The organism is Boseongicola sp., from assembly GCF_057460485.1.
Map to the genome: position 1 here is coordinate 1 of NZ_JBVCWP010000098.1, position 12819 is coordinate 12819.

25 protein-coding genes are annotated in these 12819 nt (G+C 56.0%); 1 reads left to right on the forward strand and 24 read right to left on the reverse strand.

Features of this window, described 5'->3' with window-relative positions:
• The 12 genes from AC221Y_RS12375 to rpmC form a co-directional block, all read right to left on the reverse strand.
• A partial coding sequence (locus tag AC221Y_RS12375) for a HalD/BesD family halogenase (protein ID WP_486707423.1) occupies nt 1-579 on the reverse strand: 579 nt, incomplete at its 3' end.
• Between the two features lie 322 nt (nt 580-901).
• Nucleotides 902-1090 (reverse strand): 50S ribosomal protein L30, encoded by a 189-nt coding sequence (gene rpmD, locus AC221Y_RS12380; protein WP_299757393.1) that lies wholly within the window; start codon nt 1088-1090, stop codon nt 902-904.
• A 5-nt stretch (nt 1091-1095) separates the two neighbouring features.
• Nucleotides 1096-1674, reverse strand: coding sequence for a 30S ribosomal protein S5 (gene rpsE, locus AC221Y_RS12385; RefSeq protein ID WP_299757391.1), 579 nt, complete (start codon nt 1672-1674; stop codon nt 1096-1098).
• 140 nt (nt 1675-1814) lie between these two features.
• Nucleotides 1815-2174, reverse strand: a complete 360-nt coding sequence (gene rplR, locus AC221Y_RS12390; protein WP_299757388.1) for a 50S ribosomal protein L18 — start codon at nt 2172-2174, stop codon at nt 1815-1817.
• 11 nt (nt 2175-2185) lie between these two features.
• The gene (gene rplF, locus AC221Y_RS12395; protein WP_299757386.1) at nt 2186-2719 is read right to left on the reverse strand and encodes a 50S ribosomal protein L6; all 534 of its coding nucleotides are present in this window, start codon (nt 2717-2719) and stop codon (nt 2186-2188) included.
• Between the two features lie 10 nt (nt 2720-2729).
• Nucleotides 2730-3122: a 30S ribosomal protein S8 gene (gene rpsH, locus AC221Y_RS12400; RefSeq protein WP_299757384.1), complete on the reverse strand. Its 393-nt coding sequence runs from the start codon at nt 3120-3122 to the stop codon at nt 2730-2732.
• 14 nt (nt 3123-3136) lie between these two features.
• Entirely contained in the window at nt 3137-3442 is a 306-nt protein-coding gene (gene rpsN, locus AC221Y_RS12405; protein WP_299757382.1) for a 30S ribosomal protein S14, read from the reverse strand.
• 19 nt (nt 3443-3461) lie between these two features.
• The gene (rplE, locus tag AC221Y_RS12410; RefSeq protein ID WP_299757379.1) at nt 3462-4025 is read right to left on the reverse strand and encodes a 50S ribosomal protein L5; all 564 of its coding nucleotides are present in this window, start codon (nt 4023-4025) and stop codon (nt 3462-3464) included.
• The gene (rplX, locus tag AC221Y_RS12415; protein WP_299757376.1) at nt 4025-4330 is read right to left on the reverse strand and encodes a 50S ribosomal protein L24; all 306 of its coding nucleotides are present in this window, start codon (nt 4328-4330) and stop codon (nt 4025-4027) included. The genes rplE and rplX overlap by 1 nt, the downstream gene beginning before the upstream one ends.
• Nucleotide 4331: 1 nt before the next feature.
• The gene (gene rplN / locus AC221Y_RS12420) at nt 4332-4700 is read right to left on the reverse strand and encodes a 50S ribosomal protein L14 (RefSeq protein ID WP_299757374.1); all 369 of its coding nucleotides are present in this window, start codon (nt 4698-4700) and stop codon (nt 4332-4334) included.
• A 76-nt stretch (nt 4701-4776) separates the two neighbouring features.
• Nucleotides 4777-5007 (reverse strand): 30S ribosomal protein S17, encoded by a 231-nt coding sequence (gene rpsQ, locus AC221Y_RS12425; protein WP_299757371.1) that lies wholly within the window; start codon nt 5005-5007, stop codon nt 4777-4779.
• A 3-nt stretch (nt 5008-5010) separates the two neighbouring features.
• Nucleotides 5011-5217, reverse strand: a complete 207-nt coding sequence (rpmC, locus tag AC221Y_RS12430) for a 50S ribosomal protein L29 (RefSeq protein WP_299757369.1) — start codon at nt 5215-5217, stop codon at nt 5011-5013.
• Between the two features lie 229 nt (nt 5218-5446).
• On the opposite strand from rpmC, the gene AC221Y_RS12435 reads away from it, so the two are divergent.
• Nucleotides 5447-5929 (forward strand): peptidoglycan-binding domain-containing protein, encoded by a 483-nt coding sequence (locus tag AC221Y_RS12435; RefSeq protein ID WP_486707424.1) that lies wholly within the window; start codon nt 5447-5449, stop codon nt 5927-5929.
• A 148-nt stretch (nt 5930-6077) separates the two neighbouring features.
• Here the strand turns inward: AC221Y_RS12435 and AC221Y_RS12440 are convergent, their stop codons facing one another.
• The 12 genes from AC221Y_RS12440 to AC221Y_RS12495 all read right to left on the reverse strand — a co-directional run.
• On the reverse strand, nt 6078-6701 hold the full coding sequence (locus AC221Y_RS12440) for a TIGR02466 family protein (protein WP_299757364.1): 624 nt from the start codon (nt 6699-6701) through the stop codon (nt 6078-6080).
• Nucleotides 6702-7076: 375 nt separating this feature from the next.
• The gene (locus AC221Y_RS12445) at nt 7077-7256 is read right to left on the reverse strand and encodes a hypothetical protein (protein ID WP_486707425.1); all 180 of its coding nucleotides are present in this window, start codon (nt 7254-7256) and stop codon (nt 7077-7079) included.
• A gap of 425 nt (nt 7257-7681) precedes the next feature.
• On the reverse strand, nt 7682-8095 hold the full coding sequence (gene rplP / locus AC221Y_RS12450) for a 50S ribosomal protein L16 (protein WP_299757358.1): 414 nt from the start codon (nt 8093-8095) through the stop codon (nt 7682-7684).
• A 13-nt stretch (nt 8096-8108) separates the two neighbouring features.
• The gene (gene rpsC, locus AC221Y_RS12455) at nt 8109-8819 is read right to left on the reverse strand and encodes a 30S ribosomal protein S3 (RefSeq protein WP_299757355.1); all 711 of its coding nucleotides are present in this window, start codon (nt 8817-8819) and stop codon (nt 8109-8111) included.
• The gene (rplV, locus tag AC221Y_RS12460) at nt 8819-9199 is read right to left on the reverse strand and encodes a 50S ribosomal protein L22 (RefSeq protein WP_299757352.1); all 381 of its coding nucleotides are present in this window, start codon (nt 9197-9199) and stop codon (nt 8819-8821) included. Before rplV ends, rpsC begins: the two co-directional genes overlap by 1 nt.
• A 3-nt stretch (nt 9200-9202) precedes the next feature.
• Entirely contained in the window at nt 9203-9481 is a 279-nt protein-coding gene (rpsS, locus tag AC221Y_RS12465) for a 30S ribosomal protein S19 (protein ID WP_299757349.1), read from the reverse strand.
• A 2-nt stretch (nt 9482-9483) separates the two neighbouring features.
• Nucleotides 9484-10326 carry a 50S ribosomal protein L2 gene (gene rplB / locus AC221Y_RS12470; protein ID WP_299757347.1) on the reverse strand — a complete coding sequence of 281 codons (843 nt, stop codon included), beginning with the start codon at nt 10324-10326 and terminating at the stop codon, nt 9484-9486.
• Nucleotides 10327-10431: 105 nt separating this feature from the next.
• Entirely contained in the window at nt 10432-10728 is a 297-nt protein-coding gene (locus tag AC221Y_RS12475; protein ID WP_299757345.1) for a 50S ribosomal protein L23, read from the reverse strand.
• Nucleotides 10725-11345, reverse strand: a complete 621-nt coding sequence (gene rplD / locus AC221Y_RS12480) for a 50S ribosomal protein L4 (protein WP_299757342.1) — start codon at nt 11343-11345, stop codon at nt 10725-10727. Before rplD ends, AC221Y_RS12475 begins: the two co-directional genes overlap by 4 nt.
• Nucleotides 11342-12208, reverse strand: a complete 867-nt coding sequence (gene rplC / locus AC221Y_RS12485) for a 50S ribosomal protein L3 (RefSeq protein WP_299757339.1) — start codon at nt 12206-12208, stop codon at nt 11342-11344. Before rplC ends, rplD begins: the two co-directional genes overlap by 4 nt.
• Nucleotides 12209-12221: 13 nt before the next feature.
• The gene (gene rpsJ / locus AC221Y_RS12490; protein WP_299757337.1) at nt 12222-12536 is read right to left on the reverse strand and encodes a 30S ribosomal protein S10; all 315 of its coding nucleotides are present in this window, start codon (nt 12534-12536) and stop codon (nt 12222-12224) included.
• A gap of 164 nt (nt 12537-12700) precedes the next feature.
• Nucleotides 12701-12819, reverse strand: a 119-nt coding sequence (locus tag AC221Y_RS12495) for an EF-Tu C-terminal domain-related protein (protein WP_486707426.1), incomplete at its 5' end; no start/stop codon positions are given.

Here is a 12819-nt window from a genome sequence, read left to right on the forward strand (position 1 = left end):
AAGCGCACCGACACCATCGAAATTCATCTCGCCTGAATCCGCGTCGCGCAGATCTCGGATATACTCAAAGCGACTGCCTGCGTCCGGCTTTTGGATCAAAAACGTAATAGCAAATGACGAATTGTCGAAATGCCAACCAAGCTCCTGTCCGCGGTTTGCGTAGTGAATGTTGATAGACGACAATGGGTCCGCGTAAGGATGCAGCTCCGCCTGCCCCGTCACAAACCGGATAAAATCACGGAAAACAGCCGCGTCGTAAAGCGCCCGCATCGGTGAGGCCGCCGCGATCTCGTCGTCGCAAATACAGCCCTTCGACGATTGCACCAGGCAGTTTTTGGGATGTTCGGACGGGAAAGTCGCATCAGGAGGCGTCAGATAAACCGAATGCTGTTGCGTGCAGAAATACGCTTTGTCCGCGACCGCAACCGCCTCGGCCCGCATGGCTGCAAGCGCCCCAGGTCGGATGAAGTCAGACAGGACAAGAACCCCAGCACGGTTCAGTTTTGAGTGACACGCGGCCCCGAAATCAGGGTGCGCAATCGGATGCCGGTCCAGGTCTGCAATTTCGGATATCTGCATATGCCAGCTCTTGTCTGAATGTCTCGCGCAGAGTGGCCCGAACTATTCGCAGAACACAACAGGATCATGCGTTTTGGCGAAACCAGCCGCGCCCCGCGCTGATTGTCTCACGCGCCAGTCAGAGCAAGCCAGAGAGACGCATCCCGTGTCTGACGCAGGTTACTTGCCACCACGGTGTCGGCGCCGGCGTTTGCGGCAGCCGTCAGAACGGCGCCGCAAAACAGAGACAAAGTCGGAAAGTCGCGCAAATTGCCCAGGAAAACAAATGGAAAAGGCTCCGACCTTTCGGTCGGAGCCCCAAATACTTTGGAAAAGTTCGGCGTTAGCCGCGCTCCTCTATAATCTCTACCAGATGCGGGATCTTGTTAACCATACCGCGAACGGACGGTGTGTCCTCAAGTTCGCGAGTCTTGTGCATCTTGTTAAGACCGAGACCGATTAGCGTAGCACGCTGGTCTTGTGGGCGACGGATCGGAGACCCGATCTGCTTTATGACGATTGTTTTTGCCATGTGCTTCAGGCCTCCTCGGTCTCAGCTGCAGCCGCGGGCGCTTGATCACGCTTTGGCAGGATATCAGCGACTTTCTTACTACGGCGCTGAGCAACCGAGCGCGGGCTCGACTGCTTTGTCAGGCCGTTAATTGTGGCGCGGATCATGTTGTAAGGGTTCTGCGAACCCAGCGATTTGGCGACAACGTCCTGAATGCCGAGCATCTCGAACACAGCACGCATCGGACCACCAGCAATGATACCAGTACCGGTCGGGGCCGAACGCATCACAACGCGGCCCGCACCGTGGCGACCGTCAATGTCGTGATGCAACGTGCGACCTTCGCGCAGAGGCACGCGGATCAACTGGCGCTTGGCTTGCTCAGTGGCTTTGCGGATCGCCTCGGGCACTTCTTTCGCTTTACCCTTGCCGAAACCAACGCGGCCCTTCTGATCGCCGACGACGACGAGAGCTGCGAAGCCAAAGCGCTTGCCACCCTTAACGGTCTTGGAAACGCGGTTAATCGCGACCAGGCGGTCAGCGAATTCTGGGGTCTCGTCGCGTTGGTTGCGGCGATTGCCACCCCGGTTGTCATCTCTGGCCATGCTGGCCTCCTCATTCCATCTTTGCGCCGTGGCGCCACTTGGTCCAACCGAAGTGCCAAAAGGCCCCGGTCATCGGCATGCCGGGGCAAACCCCAGCCTACACAGAACTTAGGGCAGGGGATTAACCCCGCCCAAACGCTTTATATCTTCAGGCCTGCTTCACGCGCGGCATTGGCCAGAGCCTTCACCTTACCGTGGAACAGGAAGCCGCCGCGGTCGAAATAAGCCTCTTCGACGCCCGCCTTTTTGGCGCGCTCCGCGATGGCCGTGCCGACTTTGGTTGCCGCTTCAATGTTGTTCTTGCCAACAACACCAAGGTCCTTCTCAAGCGACGAAGCAGAAGCAAGCGTTGTGCCGGCCAAATCGTCGATCAGCTGGACGCTGATGTTCTTGTTGGAACGATGAACCGAAAGGCGCACGCGCCCCGCGTTCACTTTGCGAAGTTTGTTCCGGACGCGCATGCGGCGCTTCTGGAACAGCTCTCTTTTGGAAAGTGCCATGTGTCCGGTCCTTACTTCTTCTTACCTTCCTTACGGAAGATATATTCGTCTTTGTACCTGATACCCTTGCCCTTGTAGGGCTCGGGCGCACGCCATTCGCGGATATTAGCCGCGACTTGGCCGACGAGTTGCTGATCAATGCCTTCAACGGTAATTTCCGTCAGCTTCGGGGCTGTGACTGTCACACCCTCGGGCACTTCGAAGTTCACATCGTGGCTGTAACCAAGGTTCAGCTTCAGGATATTTCCCTGCATCTGAGCCCTGTAACCAACACCGCTGATCTCAAGCTCCTTCTTGAAGCCATTCGATACGCCAGTGACCAGGTTGCCAACCATAGTGCGGCTCATGCCCCACTGTTGTTTGGCGCGCTTGGAGCTGCCGCGCGGTTCGATTTTGACGACGTTGCCGTCGACCGAAATCGACACATCGTCTGTTGCAGTAAACTGTCGCTGGCCTTTCGGGCCTTTGACAGTGACGGTCTGACCCGACACGGATGCTTCTACACCCGATGGCAGCTCTACCGGTTTTTTCCCAATTCGAGACATGGTTCCCTCCTCAGAAGACCGTACAGAGCACTTCGCCGCCGATATTGGCTGACCGTGCTGCTTGATCCGACATCACGCCCTGCGGCGTTGACACGATTGACACGCCCAGACCCTGACGGACCGATGGAATGTCTTTGACGCCCATGTACACACGACGACCAGGGGTCGACACGCGCTTGAGGTCGCGAATAACCGGAGTGCCTTCGTAGTACTTCAGGCTGATGTCGATAGCCGGATGGCCATCCTTACCGGTCGTCTCTTCGAAGCCGCGGATGTAACCTTCGTCCGCCAGCACTTCAAGAACCCATTTGCGCAGCTTGGAGGCCGGCGTCTGGGTTGTGGATTTACCACGCAACTGCGCATTTCGAATGCGCGTCAGCATATCACCAAGAGGATCGTTCATTTTTTAATACCCCCTTACCAGCTTGACTTGACCATGCCGGGAACTTGGCCTGCAGAGCCAAGATCACGCAGCGCGATCCGCGACATTTTCAGCTTACGGTAATAGGCGTGTGGACGCCCCGTCAGCTGACATCGGTTGTGAAGACGTGTAGCCGAACTGTTGCGCGGCAGTTTCGCAAGCTTGAGGCGCGCTTTAAAACGCTCTTCCATCGGCTTGCTATCGTCGTTCGCGATTACTTTCAGCGCAGCACGCTTAGTGGCATACTTGTCCACCAGTGCTTGACGCTTCTTTTCGCGTTCGATCATTGCTTTCTTTGCCATCTGTAAATCTCTCCCAGGCTCAGCTGTTGAACGGCATGTTGAAATGCTTCAACAGCGCCTTGGCTTCTGCATCCGTATTGGCGTTGGTGCAGATGATGATATCCAGTCCCCAGACCTCGTCGACTTTATCAAAGTCGATTTCCGGGAAAACGATGTGCTCTTTCATGCCCATGGCGTAGTTGCCACGACCATCGAACGATGAGCCCTTCACGCCGCGGAAGTCACGGATGCGAGGCATGGCGATGGTGATCAGGCGATCAAGAAAGTCGTACATGCGGTCGCCGCGCAGCGTGACCTTGGTCCCCAGCGGCATATCTTCGCGAACGCGGAAACCAGCGATGGATTTCTTTGCCTTCGTGATGACGGCCTGTTGACCGGCGATCTTGGTCAGATCTTCCTGAGCCGACTTGGCTTTCTTGGAGTCTTTGACCGATTCAGCGCCAGCACCAATGTTCAGAACAATCTTGTCTAAACGCGGGATTTGCATGTCGTTCTTGTAAGAGAACTCTTCCTTCATCGCAGGACGAATTGTCTCGCGATAAGCAGCCAGAAGGCGCGGGGTGTATGTTGCTGTATCAAGCATCAGATCACGTCTCCCGTGGTCTTGGCGAAACGCACTTTCTTGCCGTCTTCCACTTTGAAGCCGACGCGCGTTGCTTTACCGTTGCTGTCTACCATCGACAGGTTCGAAAGCGGGACCGGCACGGCGATCGGCTTACGCCCACCCTGATCGGTCTGAGATTGCTTGGTATGGCGAATCGCCATGTTCACACCATCAACCACGGCCTTACCAGCCTTCGGATCAATAGAAGTGATCGAGCCTTCTTTGCCTTTGTCCTTGCCAGCAAGGACGACGACTTTGTCGCCGGATTTAAGCTTAGCAGCCATCTTACAGCACCTCCGGGGCGAGCGAGATGATTTTCATGAAGTTCTTTGCGCGCAGCTCGCGAACAACTGGCCCGAAGATACGGGTGCCGATCGGCTCGTTGTTGTTGTTGAGGATTACCGCGGCATTGCTATCAAAACGGATAGCGGTACCATCTTCACGGCGCACTTGTTTGGCGGTGCGAACGACGACGGCTTTACGCACGTCCCCCTTTTTCACACGACCACGAGGAATGGCTTCCTTTACCGAGACAACAATAACGTCGCCGACGGATGCGTATCTACGCTTGGAACCACCCAACACCTTGATGCACTGAACACGGCGAGCGCCGCTGTTGTCAGCAACATCCAGGTTGGTCTGCATCTGGATCATTTGGTTTCTCCCGACCTGTGGGACCGCTTTGCAGTCATTGGCCCCAGGGTTTCGCTAAAATTAGAGCAGTGCAGCCTTATTCAGCCAGCACTTCCCAACGTTTCGTCTTCGACTTTGGCGCGCATTCCTGAATACGGACCATATCGCCCGTCTTAAATGTGTTTGCCTCATCGTGAGCCCGGTATTTCTTGGACTTACGGATGGTTTTCTTCATGACCGGATGCGTGAAACGGCGTTCGACCGAAACGGTAATGGTCTGCGCGTTTGCGTCGCTGGTGACGGTGCCTGTGAGGATTCTTTTTGGCATATCTTACGCCTCCGAAGCGGCAGCCGCCGCTTTCTGGTTCAAAATGGTCTTTACCCGTGCCGCACTCCGGCGCACGATGCGCATACGCGAAGTGTTTTCTAGCTGGCCAGTGGCCTGCTGAAACCGGAGGTTGAAGGCCTCTTTCTTGAGGTTTGCAAGCTCATCACGGAGCTGGTCGGGGGTCTTATCCCGCAGTTCATTGGCGTCCATCGCCGATCTTCCTTTTTCAACATCACCGGAGAGCCGCTACAAAGCGTGACCCTGTTCCCGGTGGAGTGGACATTAGAGGGGGCGTATAGGCGGGGAATACGCCCTTGGCAACCCTTGTTTTCAGGGCGATTTCGCAAGGGGGAAAGTTACCGCAACCTTCCCATGCACAGGCCACTGAAATGCAGATAGACTCGCCACATTGAAACAGCGAAGGATAAAAATATCTATTTTGAGAAAAGGCCTCGAGGCTGCGCCCGTAAAGCGCCTTCGGGAACGTTTGGGTGTGACCGCAGACGGTGATTTTGGTCCCGGGACCGAGACAGCTTTGCGTGATTTTCAATCTGCTAACGGCCTGACCATCGACGGGATTGCGGGCCCCGACACATTTACAGCTATGGGTCTGCATCAATTGGTACTTTTGCGCAAAGGATCGCGCGGCGCTGCAGTGAAAAAGCTTCACGTCGGTCTTCGCATCGGGGCGGACGGGGTTTTCGGATCAAGAACAGCCCCTGCCGTGAAAACGTTTCAAGAATCTCATGGGCTTGATGGCGATGGAATAGCTGGCCTCGAGACACTCTCCAAGCTTGATGTGTTTGAGGAAATGACACCCGAGGTGGCCGCGCAGGCCTCCGTGCAGCCGGACGAGCAGCATTTTGAGGGCGCGCCTGCCGGAACTGAAAGGCAGCGACGTTGTTGCCGGTGCCGACATTGACGTACCTGAGGGGAAATCTGTCTGGCGCAAAGTCAAAGGTTGGGTCTCTTAAGGACTTTGCTTTCACGGCCTTTAACCACGATCCAATGGAGGGGCTTAGCTCCTCCAGACCTCCCCAGAGGATTTGCTCCAAAAAGAAGGTGGGGCGTCAGCTGTCCCACTTATAATTGAAACTCACACTGATCCGATCGTCCTCGGCCATGTTCATCGGCACTTCGTGCCGCAGCCAACTTTCCCATAACAGCACATCACCCACAGTCGGTGCCACGTAGACAAAGGCCTTCAAACCTTCGCGCGCATCTGCCCTGCGCGGCGGCGCAGCCATCATCATGGCGTGGCGCGGGTCCTCAAATTTGATCGCACTCGCTCCTTCGGGCATCGCGACATAGGTTGTACCGCTGATCACCGAATGCGGATGAATGTGGGCCGTGTGGATGCCACCTTCGGGAAGGATGTTGATCCAGATATCCTCCATCACAATCTTCCGGTCACCCAGATCGAAGTCGAGTGTCTCAACAAAGGCCGCGACATGCACGTCGAGCACTTTGATCAGGTCGGCAAAGATCGGAAAGCGCCACCCAAGATCGGTGAGGCTTGCGTAGCTGGTATAGCCGGGAAAATCGTTGGCCTCGCACCAGTCCTGCCCTGCCTCGTCATCTTCAGCGATAGACAGGCATGACGCCTCCAGTTCAGCGGCATCAATGGGTGCGCCATGTTCTGGCAGCGTGGCGTGATAAAGCGGGGTCACAAATAGGGATCGGATTTGGGTCATAAACGTCTCATACGCGCAAAGCGCGAATGAGACGAGTGCAGTGTAGGAAATTCTGCAAGAAATTGCGGGCCGTCACCAGGGTGAGATTATGCCGCCGACCATCACGCCCTTATTTCCGAAATGAGAGGTAACCCATCCACATCGTCACCCGCCGCGGTGCGGCCTGCAGCGCGACTTGACGCGGTCCCCTCACCCGCTTGGCCCGGTGTGGCGACCCGTCGTCTCGGTGATCTTCCATTTGACTGGGCGTGGCATTTTTTGGACAGCGTATTCCATAATGAAACGGTCGATACCTTCGCCATAGACACAAAGCCCTGTCACGTTGGAAGTGCTGTCGTTGAAATTATGCCCGGCTCCCGTACAGCGCACCTGGCCTTACGGCACGCGAGGGCCGTCGATTTCAAGCCATCCCATGTTATCGGAGGTGTTGTAGGTGCCCTTCTCAAGGTCAATCACCGGGAGATTGAGCGGGTAGATGTTTGTGCCATTGATCATATCGCCCGCCTGCGCTGCGGTTGCTAAGACGAGGACACTGAAGATGGCTCGGGCAAGCACTGAGGATGCTCCTTTTGACGGCATCACCAAATAGTGGCCGAAAACGCCTAGTGAAAATAGTCATGGTCAAAAGGCTTGGTTTCTCGGGTATTCCACCCAATCGGCCCCGACAGGAACGCGATGACATCTCTTCGCTTGAGAGCACTGTCATTCCACATCACCCTCAACGCCAACCGAGGCGCGATGCCAACGAGGAAAGAAAAAACGGTCCTCCCCTCGATATTTGGGGCGGCCAAACCGTCGCCAATCAGCCGGATGAACGTCACAGTTTCCCAGAAGATTTCGAGGGTTTTCTTGGCGTAAAGCCCCTATCAGGCTGCCGAAAGAAAAAGGGCAGTGCTTTCGCACCGCCCTTTTCAAATCTCATTCCGATAACAGCCCGCGAATTCACTTAGAACTCACTGCGCGGCCCCGGCAGATTGATCTTACCAATCTTCGCGAACAATTGTCCGAGTTTTCACCGGCAATTTCATCGCGGCAAGACGCAGAGCCTCGCGAGCCACAGCGTCAGTGACACCGTCGATCTCGAACATCACGCGACCTGGCTTCACTTTACATGCCCAGAAGTCCACGGAACCTTTACCTTTACCCATACGAACTTCGACGGGCTTGGAGGTCACCGGTGTATCCGGGAAAATGCGGATCCACACACGGCCTTGACGTTTCATGTGACGCGTCATGGCACGACGCGCGGCTTCGATCTGACGTGCCGTTACACGCTCAGGCTCGGTGGCCTTAAGGCCATACGTCCCGAATGTCAGATCTGATCCACCCTTGGCCTCACCACGAATGCGGCCTTTGTGCATCTTGCGGAATTTTGTGCGCTTTGGTTGCAGCATCTTTTATCGCTCCTTAATTGCGGCGGCCGCCGGCACCACGAGGTGCGGGACCGTCTTGAAGCTCCTGCTGGCGACGATCGCGAGCCGCAGGGTCGTGCTCCATAATTTCGCCTTTGAAGATCCAGACCTTGATGCCGATGATGCCATAGGCAGTCTTCGCTTCGCAAAGAGCATAATCGATGTCAGCGCGCAGAGTATGGAGCGGCACGCGGCCTTCGCGATACCATTCCGTCCGAGCGATTTCCGCACCGCCAAGTCGACCCGCAACGTTCACGCGGATACCAAGCGAGCCCATACGCATTGCGTTCTGGACCGACCGCTTCATGGCACGACGGAAAGACACACGACGCTCAAGCTGCTGCGCGATGCTTTCAGCCACAAGTGCAGCGTCCAGTTCGGGCTTACGCACTTCAACGATGTTCAGGTGCAGCTCGCTGTCAGTCATCGAAGCAATCTTGCGACGCAGACCTTCAATGTCTGCACCTTTCTTGCCGATGATCACGCCAGGACGCGCTGTGTGAATCGTAACGCGGCACTTCTTGTGCGGACGCTCGATGATCACACGGCTGATGCCAGCCTGCTTGCACTCATCTTTGATGAATGCACGGATACGGATGTCTTCCATCAGAAGATTTCCATAATCCTTCGTGTCAGCATACCAACGGCTATCCCAGGTCCGATTGACCTGAAGCCGCATGCCGATCGGGTTTACTTTATGACCCATCAGGCTTGCTCCTCAACTTGGCGGACTTTGATTGTCAGTTCCGAGAACGGTTTGATGATGCGACCAAAACGGCCACGGGCACGTGGACGTCCCCGCTTCATCGTCAGGTTCTTGCCGACATAGGCTTCCGCCACGACCAGCTCGTCCACATCAAGGTTGTGGTTGTTTTCCGCGTTTGCGATGGCCGACTGAAGACACTTCTTCACATCGTCCGAAATCCGCTTTTTCGAGAAAGTCAGGTCCGAGAGGGCCTTTTCAACTTTCTTACCGCGGATCATCGTCGCCACGAGGTTCAATTTCTGCGGTGACGTGCGCAACATGCGCGTTTTTGCCATCGCTTCGTTGTCCGCCACACGGCGCGGATTCTTTTCCTTGCCCATGACTTATTTCCTCTTCGCTTTTTTATCAGCGGCGTGACCGTAGTAGGTGCGAGTTGGCGAATATTCACCAAACTTTTGACCGATCATATCCTCGGAAACGTTTACCGGGATGTGCTTGCGGCCGTTGTAGACACCAAAGGTCAAACCAACGAATTGCGGCAGGATCGTCGAGCGACGCGACCAGATCTTGATGACCTCGTTGCGACCCGATTCACGCGATTTTTCGGCCTTCTTCAGGACATAGCTGTCGACGAAGGGGCCTTTCCATACTGAACGGCTCATGATTAACGGCCCTTCTTCTTAGCGTGACGCGAACGCAGGATAAGCTTCGACGACGCCTTGTTTTTGTTCCGGGTGCGGGCACCCTTTGTCGGCTTGCCCCAGGGGCTGACCGGGTGACGGCCACCAGACGTACGACCTTCACCACCACCATGCGGGTGATCGACCGGGTTCATAACAACACCACGCACAGATGGGCGGATGCCCTTGTGGCGGTTACGACCTGCCTTACCCAAGTTCTGGTTCGAGTTGTCGGGGTTTGACACCGCGCCGACAGACGCCATGCATTCCTGACGAACGAGACGAAGCTCACCCGAGGACAGACGTATTTGCGCGTAGCCACCGTCACGACCAACAAACTGAGCATATGTTCCAGCTGCGCGGGCGATCTGGCCGCCTTTGCCTGGCTTCATCTCGATGTTGTGTACGATTGTGCCGATCGGCATGCCCGAGAACGGCATCGCGTTGCCCGGCTTCACGTCAACCTTGGCGCCCGCGATCACCCGATCGCCAACGGCCAAACGCTGAGGTGCAATGATATACGCCTGCTCGCCGTCTTCGTACTTAACAAGTGCGATAAACGCAGTGCGGTTCGGATCATATTCGATCCGCTCGACCATTGCGGCCATACCAAGCTTGTTCCGCTTGAAATCTACAATACGGTAAAGACGCTTGGCGCCCCCACCACGACGACGCATCGTGATCCGTCCGGTGTTGTTCCGGCCTGCTTTCTTGCTAAGTCCCTCAGTGAGAGCCTTAACAGGACGGCCTTTCCAAAGCTCCGAACGGTCGATCAGAACCAGCCCACGCTGGCCTGGCGTCGTCGGCTTATACGACTTTAGTGCCATGCTTTCTGTCTTCCGTTAGCTTTGGGCCATACCCTTTGCAGGGCGGTCCCGGTTTAGAAATGCATCAGCCCCGGAGGTCCGGGGCCGACGATTCGAAGCCTTCTATCAAAGGCCTGTGGTAACGTCTATTGTGTTGCCTTCTTCAAGCGTCACATAGGCCTTCTTGACGTCTTTCCGTTTGCCCAGCTGGCCGCGGAACCGCTTTGTTTTGCCTTTGGTGATTGTCGTGTTCACGGCCTTCACCTTGACACCAAAGAGACCTTCAACGGCTTCTTTGATCTGCGGTTTGTTCGCGTCGATCGCCACTTCAAAAACAACCGCGCCATATTCGGACGCCATGGTGGTTTTCTCTGTGATGATCGGCTTGCGGATCACGTCATAATGTTCGGTCTTCATGCTCATTTTAGTCGAGCCTCCAACGCTTCGATCCCTGCTTTCGTGATCACCAAAGTGTCACTCTTCAGGATATCATAGACATTCGCGCCCATCGTCGGCAGCACATCGATTGTGTCGATGTTGCGCGACGCCACGACGAAGTTTTCGTCCAGTGTCGCACCGTCGATGATCAACGCACGCTTCCAGCCCAGGTCTTTGACCTGTTTGGCCAATGCACCGGTCTTGGCGTCCTTTGCGGATGCCTCGTCCAGAATGACCAGATTGCCGGTTGCTGCTTTCGAAGACAACGCGTGCTTAAGACCAAGCTTACGAAACTTCTTTGTCAACTCGTGGCCGTGGCTGCGCGGGGTCGGACCCTTATAGATACCGCCACCGCGGAAAATCGGAGCGTTCCGGGAACCGTGGCGTGCGCCGCCGGTGCCTTTCTGGCGATAGATCTTCTTTGTGGAGTAGCTTGTTTCCGACCGCGTTTTTACCTTGTGGGTACCGGCCTGCGCATTGTTGCGCTGCCAGCGGACCACACGGTGCAGAATGTCGGTCCGTGGCTCAAGACCGAAGATCTCGTCGCCAAGATCGACCGATCCGGCTTTCTTGCCGTCCAGTTTGATCACGTCGAGTTTCATGCCTCACCGTCCTTCTTCTCAGCTTCCGCAGATTCTGCTTCAGCAACTACATCGGTCTTCGCTTCGTCGGCTGCAGCAGCTTCCATTGCGGCCTGTTCTGCTTCTGCAGCAGCGGCAGCAGCGGCTTCAGCCTCCGCAGCAGCAGCGGCGGCAGCTTCCTCGGCAGCCTTCTCGGCGGCCGCAGACGCGGACTTCAGCGCGGCAGGCAGGATAACGTTCTCAGGAGTCGGCTTCTTCATCGCGTCCTTGATCGTAACCCAGCCACCCTTCGATCCCGGTACAGCGCCTTTGACCATGATCAGACCACGGTCGGCGTCCGTACGGACAACCTGAAGGTTTTGCGTCGTCACGCGGGCTGCGCCCATGTGACCAGCCATTTTCTTGCCTTTGAAGACGCGTCCCGGATCCTGACACTGACCGGTCGAACCGTGACTACGGTGCGAAATAGACACACCGTGCGTGGCGCGAAGGCCCTTAAAGTTCCAACGCTTCATCGCACCTTGGAAGCCTTTACCGATCGACGTGCCTGACACGTCAACGAACTGGCCTTCAAAGTAATGGTTCGCAGTAATCTCTTCGCCAACGTCGATCAGGTTTTCCGGGTCAACCCGAAATTCCGCGATCTTCCGCTTTGGCTCAACCTTTGCGGCGGCAAAATGCCCACGCATGGCCTGAGACGTCCGCTTGACCTTCGCTGTGCCCGCGCCGAGCTGAACAGCCGAATAGCCATCCGTCTCAGCCGTACGCTTAGCGACGACCTGAAGCTTGTCGAGTTGGAGAACGGTCACAGGAATCTGCTTACCGTCGTCCAAGAAAAGCCGGGTCATGCCGACTTTCTTTGCGATCACACCAGAGCGCAACATAATAGAGCCCTCCCTAGACCGAAATTTGAACGTCCACACCAGCAGCGAGGTCGAGCTTCATAAGCGCGTCCACGGTCTGTGGTGTGGGGTCGACGATGTCGAGAAGACGCTTGTGCGTACGGATCTCGAACTGGTCGCGCGACTTCTTATCGACGTGCGGACCACGGAGAACCGTGAATTTCTCGATTTTATTTGGCATCGGGATCGGGCCACGAACCGAAGCGCCTGTGCGCTTGGCTGTGTTCACGATTTCCTGTGTGCTGGCGTCCAACACACGGTAATCGAAGGCCTTTAGCCGGATGCGGATGTTCTGACTGGCGGCTGCCATGGTCTTATCCTTTCGTTGAGAGGTGGAAGCTTAATCGCCTCCACATCGAACAGTTGTTTCCCTGGAGATAGTGCCCAGACTTTAGGTTGTGAGGTCTCGTCGATCCATCGGATCAACTGTCCCTCACCCAGCAAACTGCCCGGACAAGCCGGGCAATCTCACTGTTAATCGATGATCTTCGAGACGACACCAGCCCCAACAGTGCGGCCGCCTTCGCGGATCGCAAAGCGCAGGCCGTTTTCCATCGCGATAGGTGCGATCAGCTCAACCGTGAACGACACGT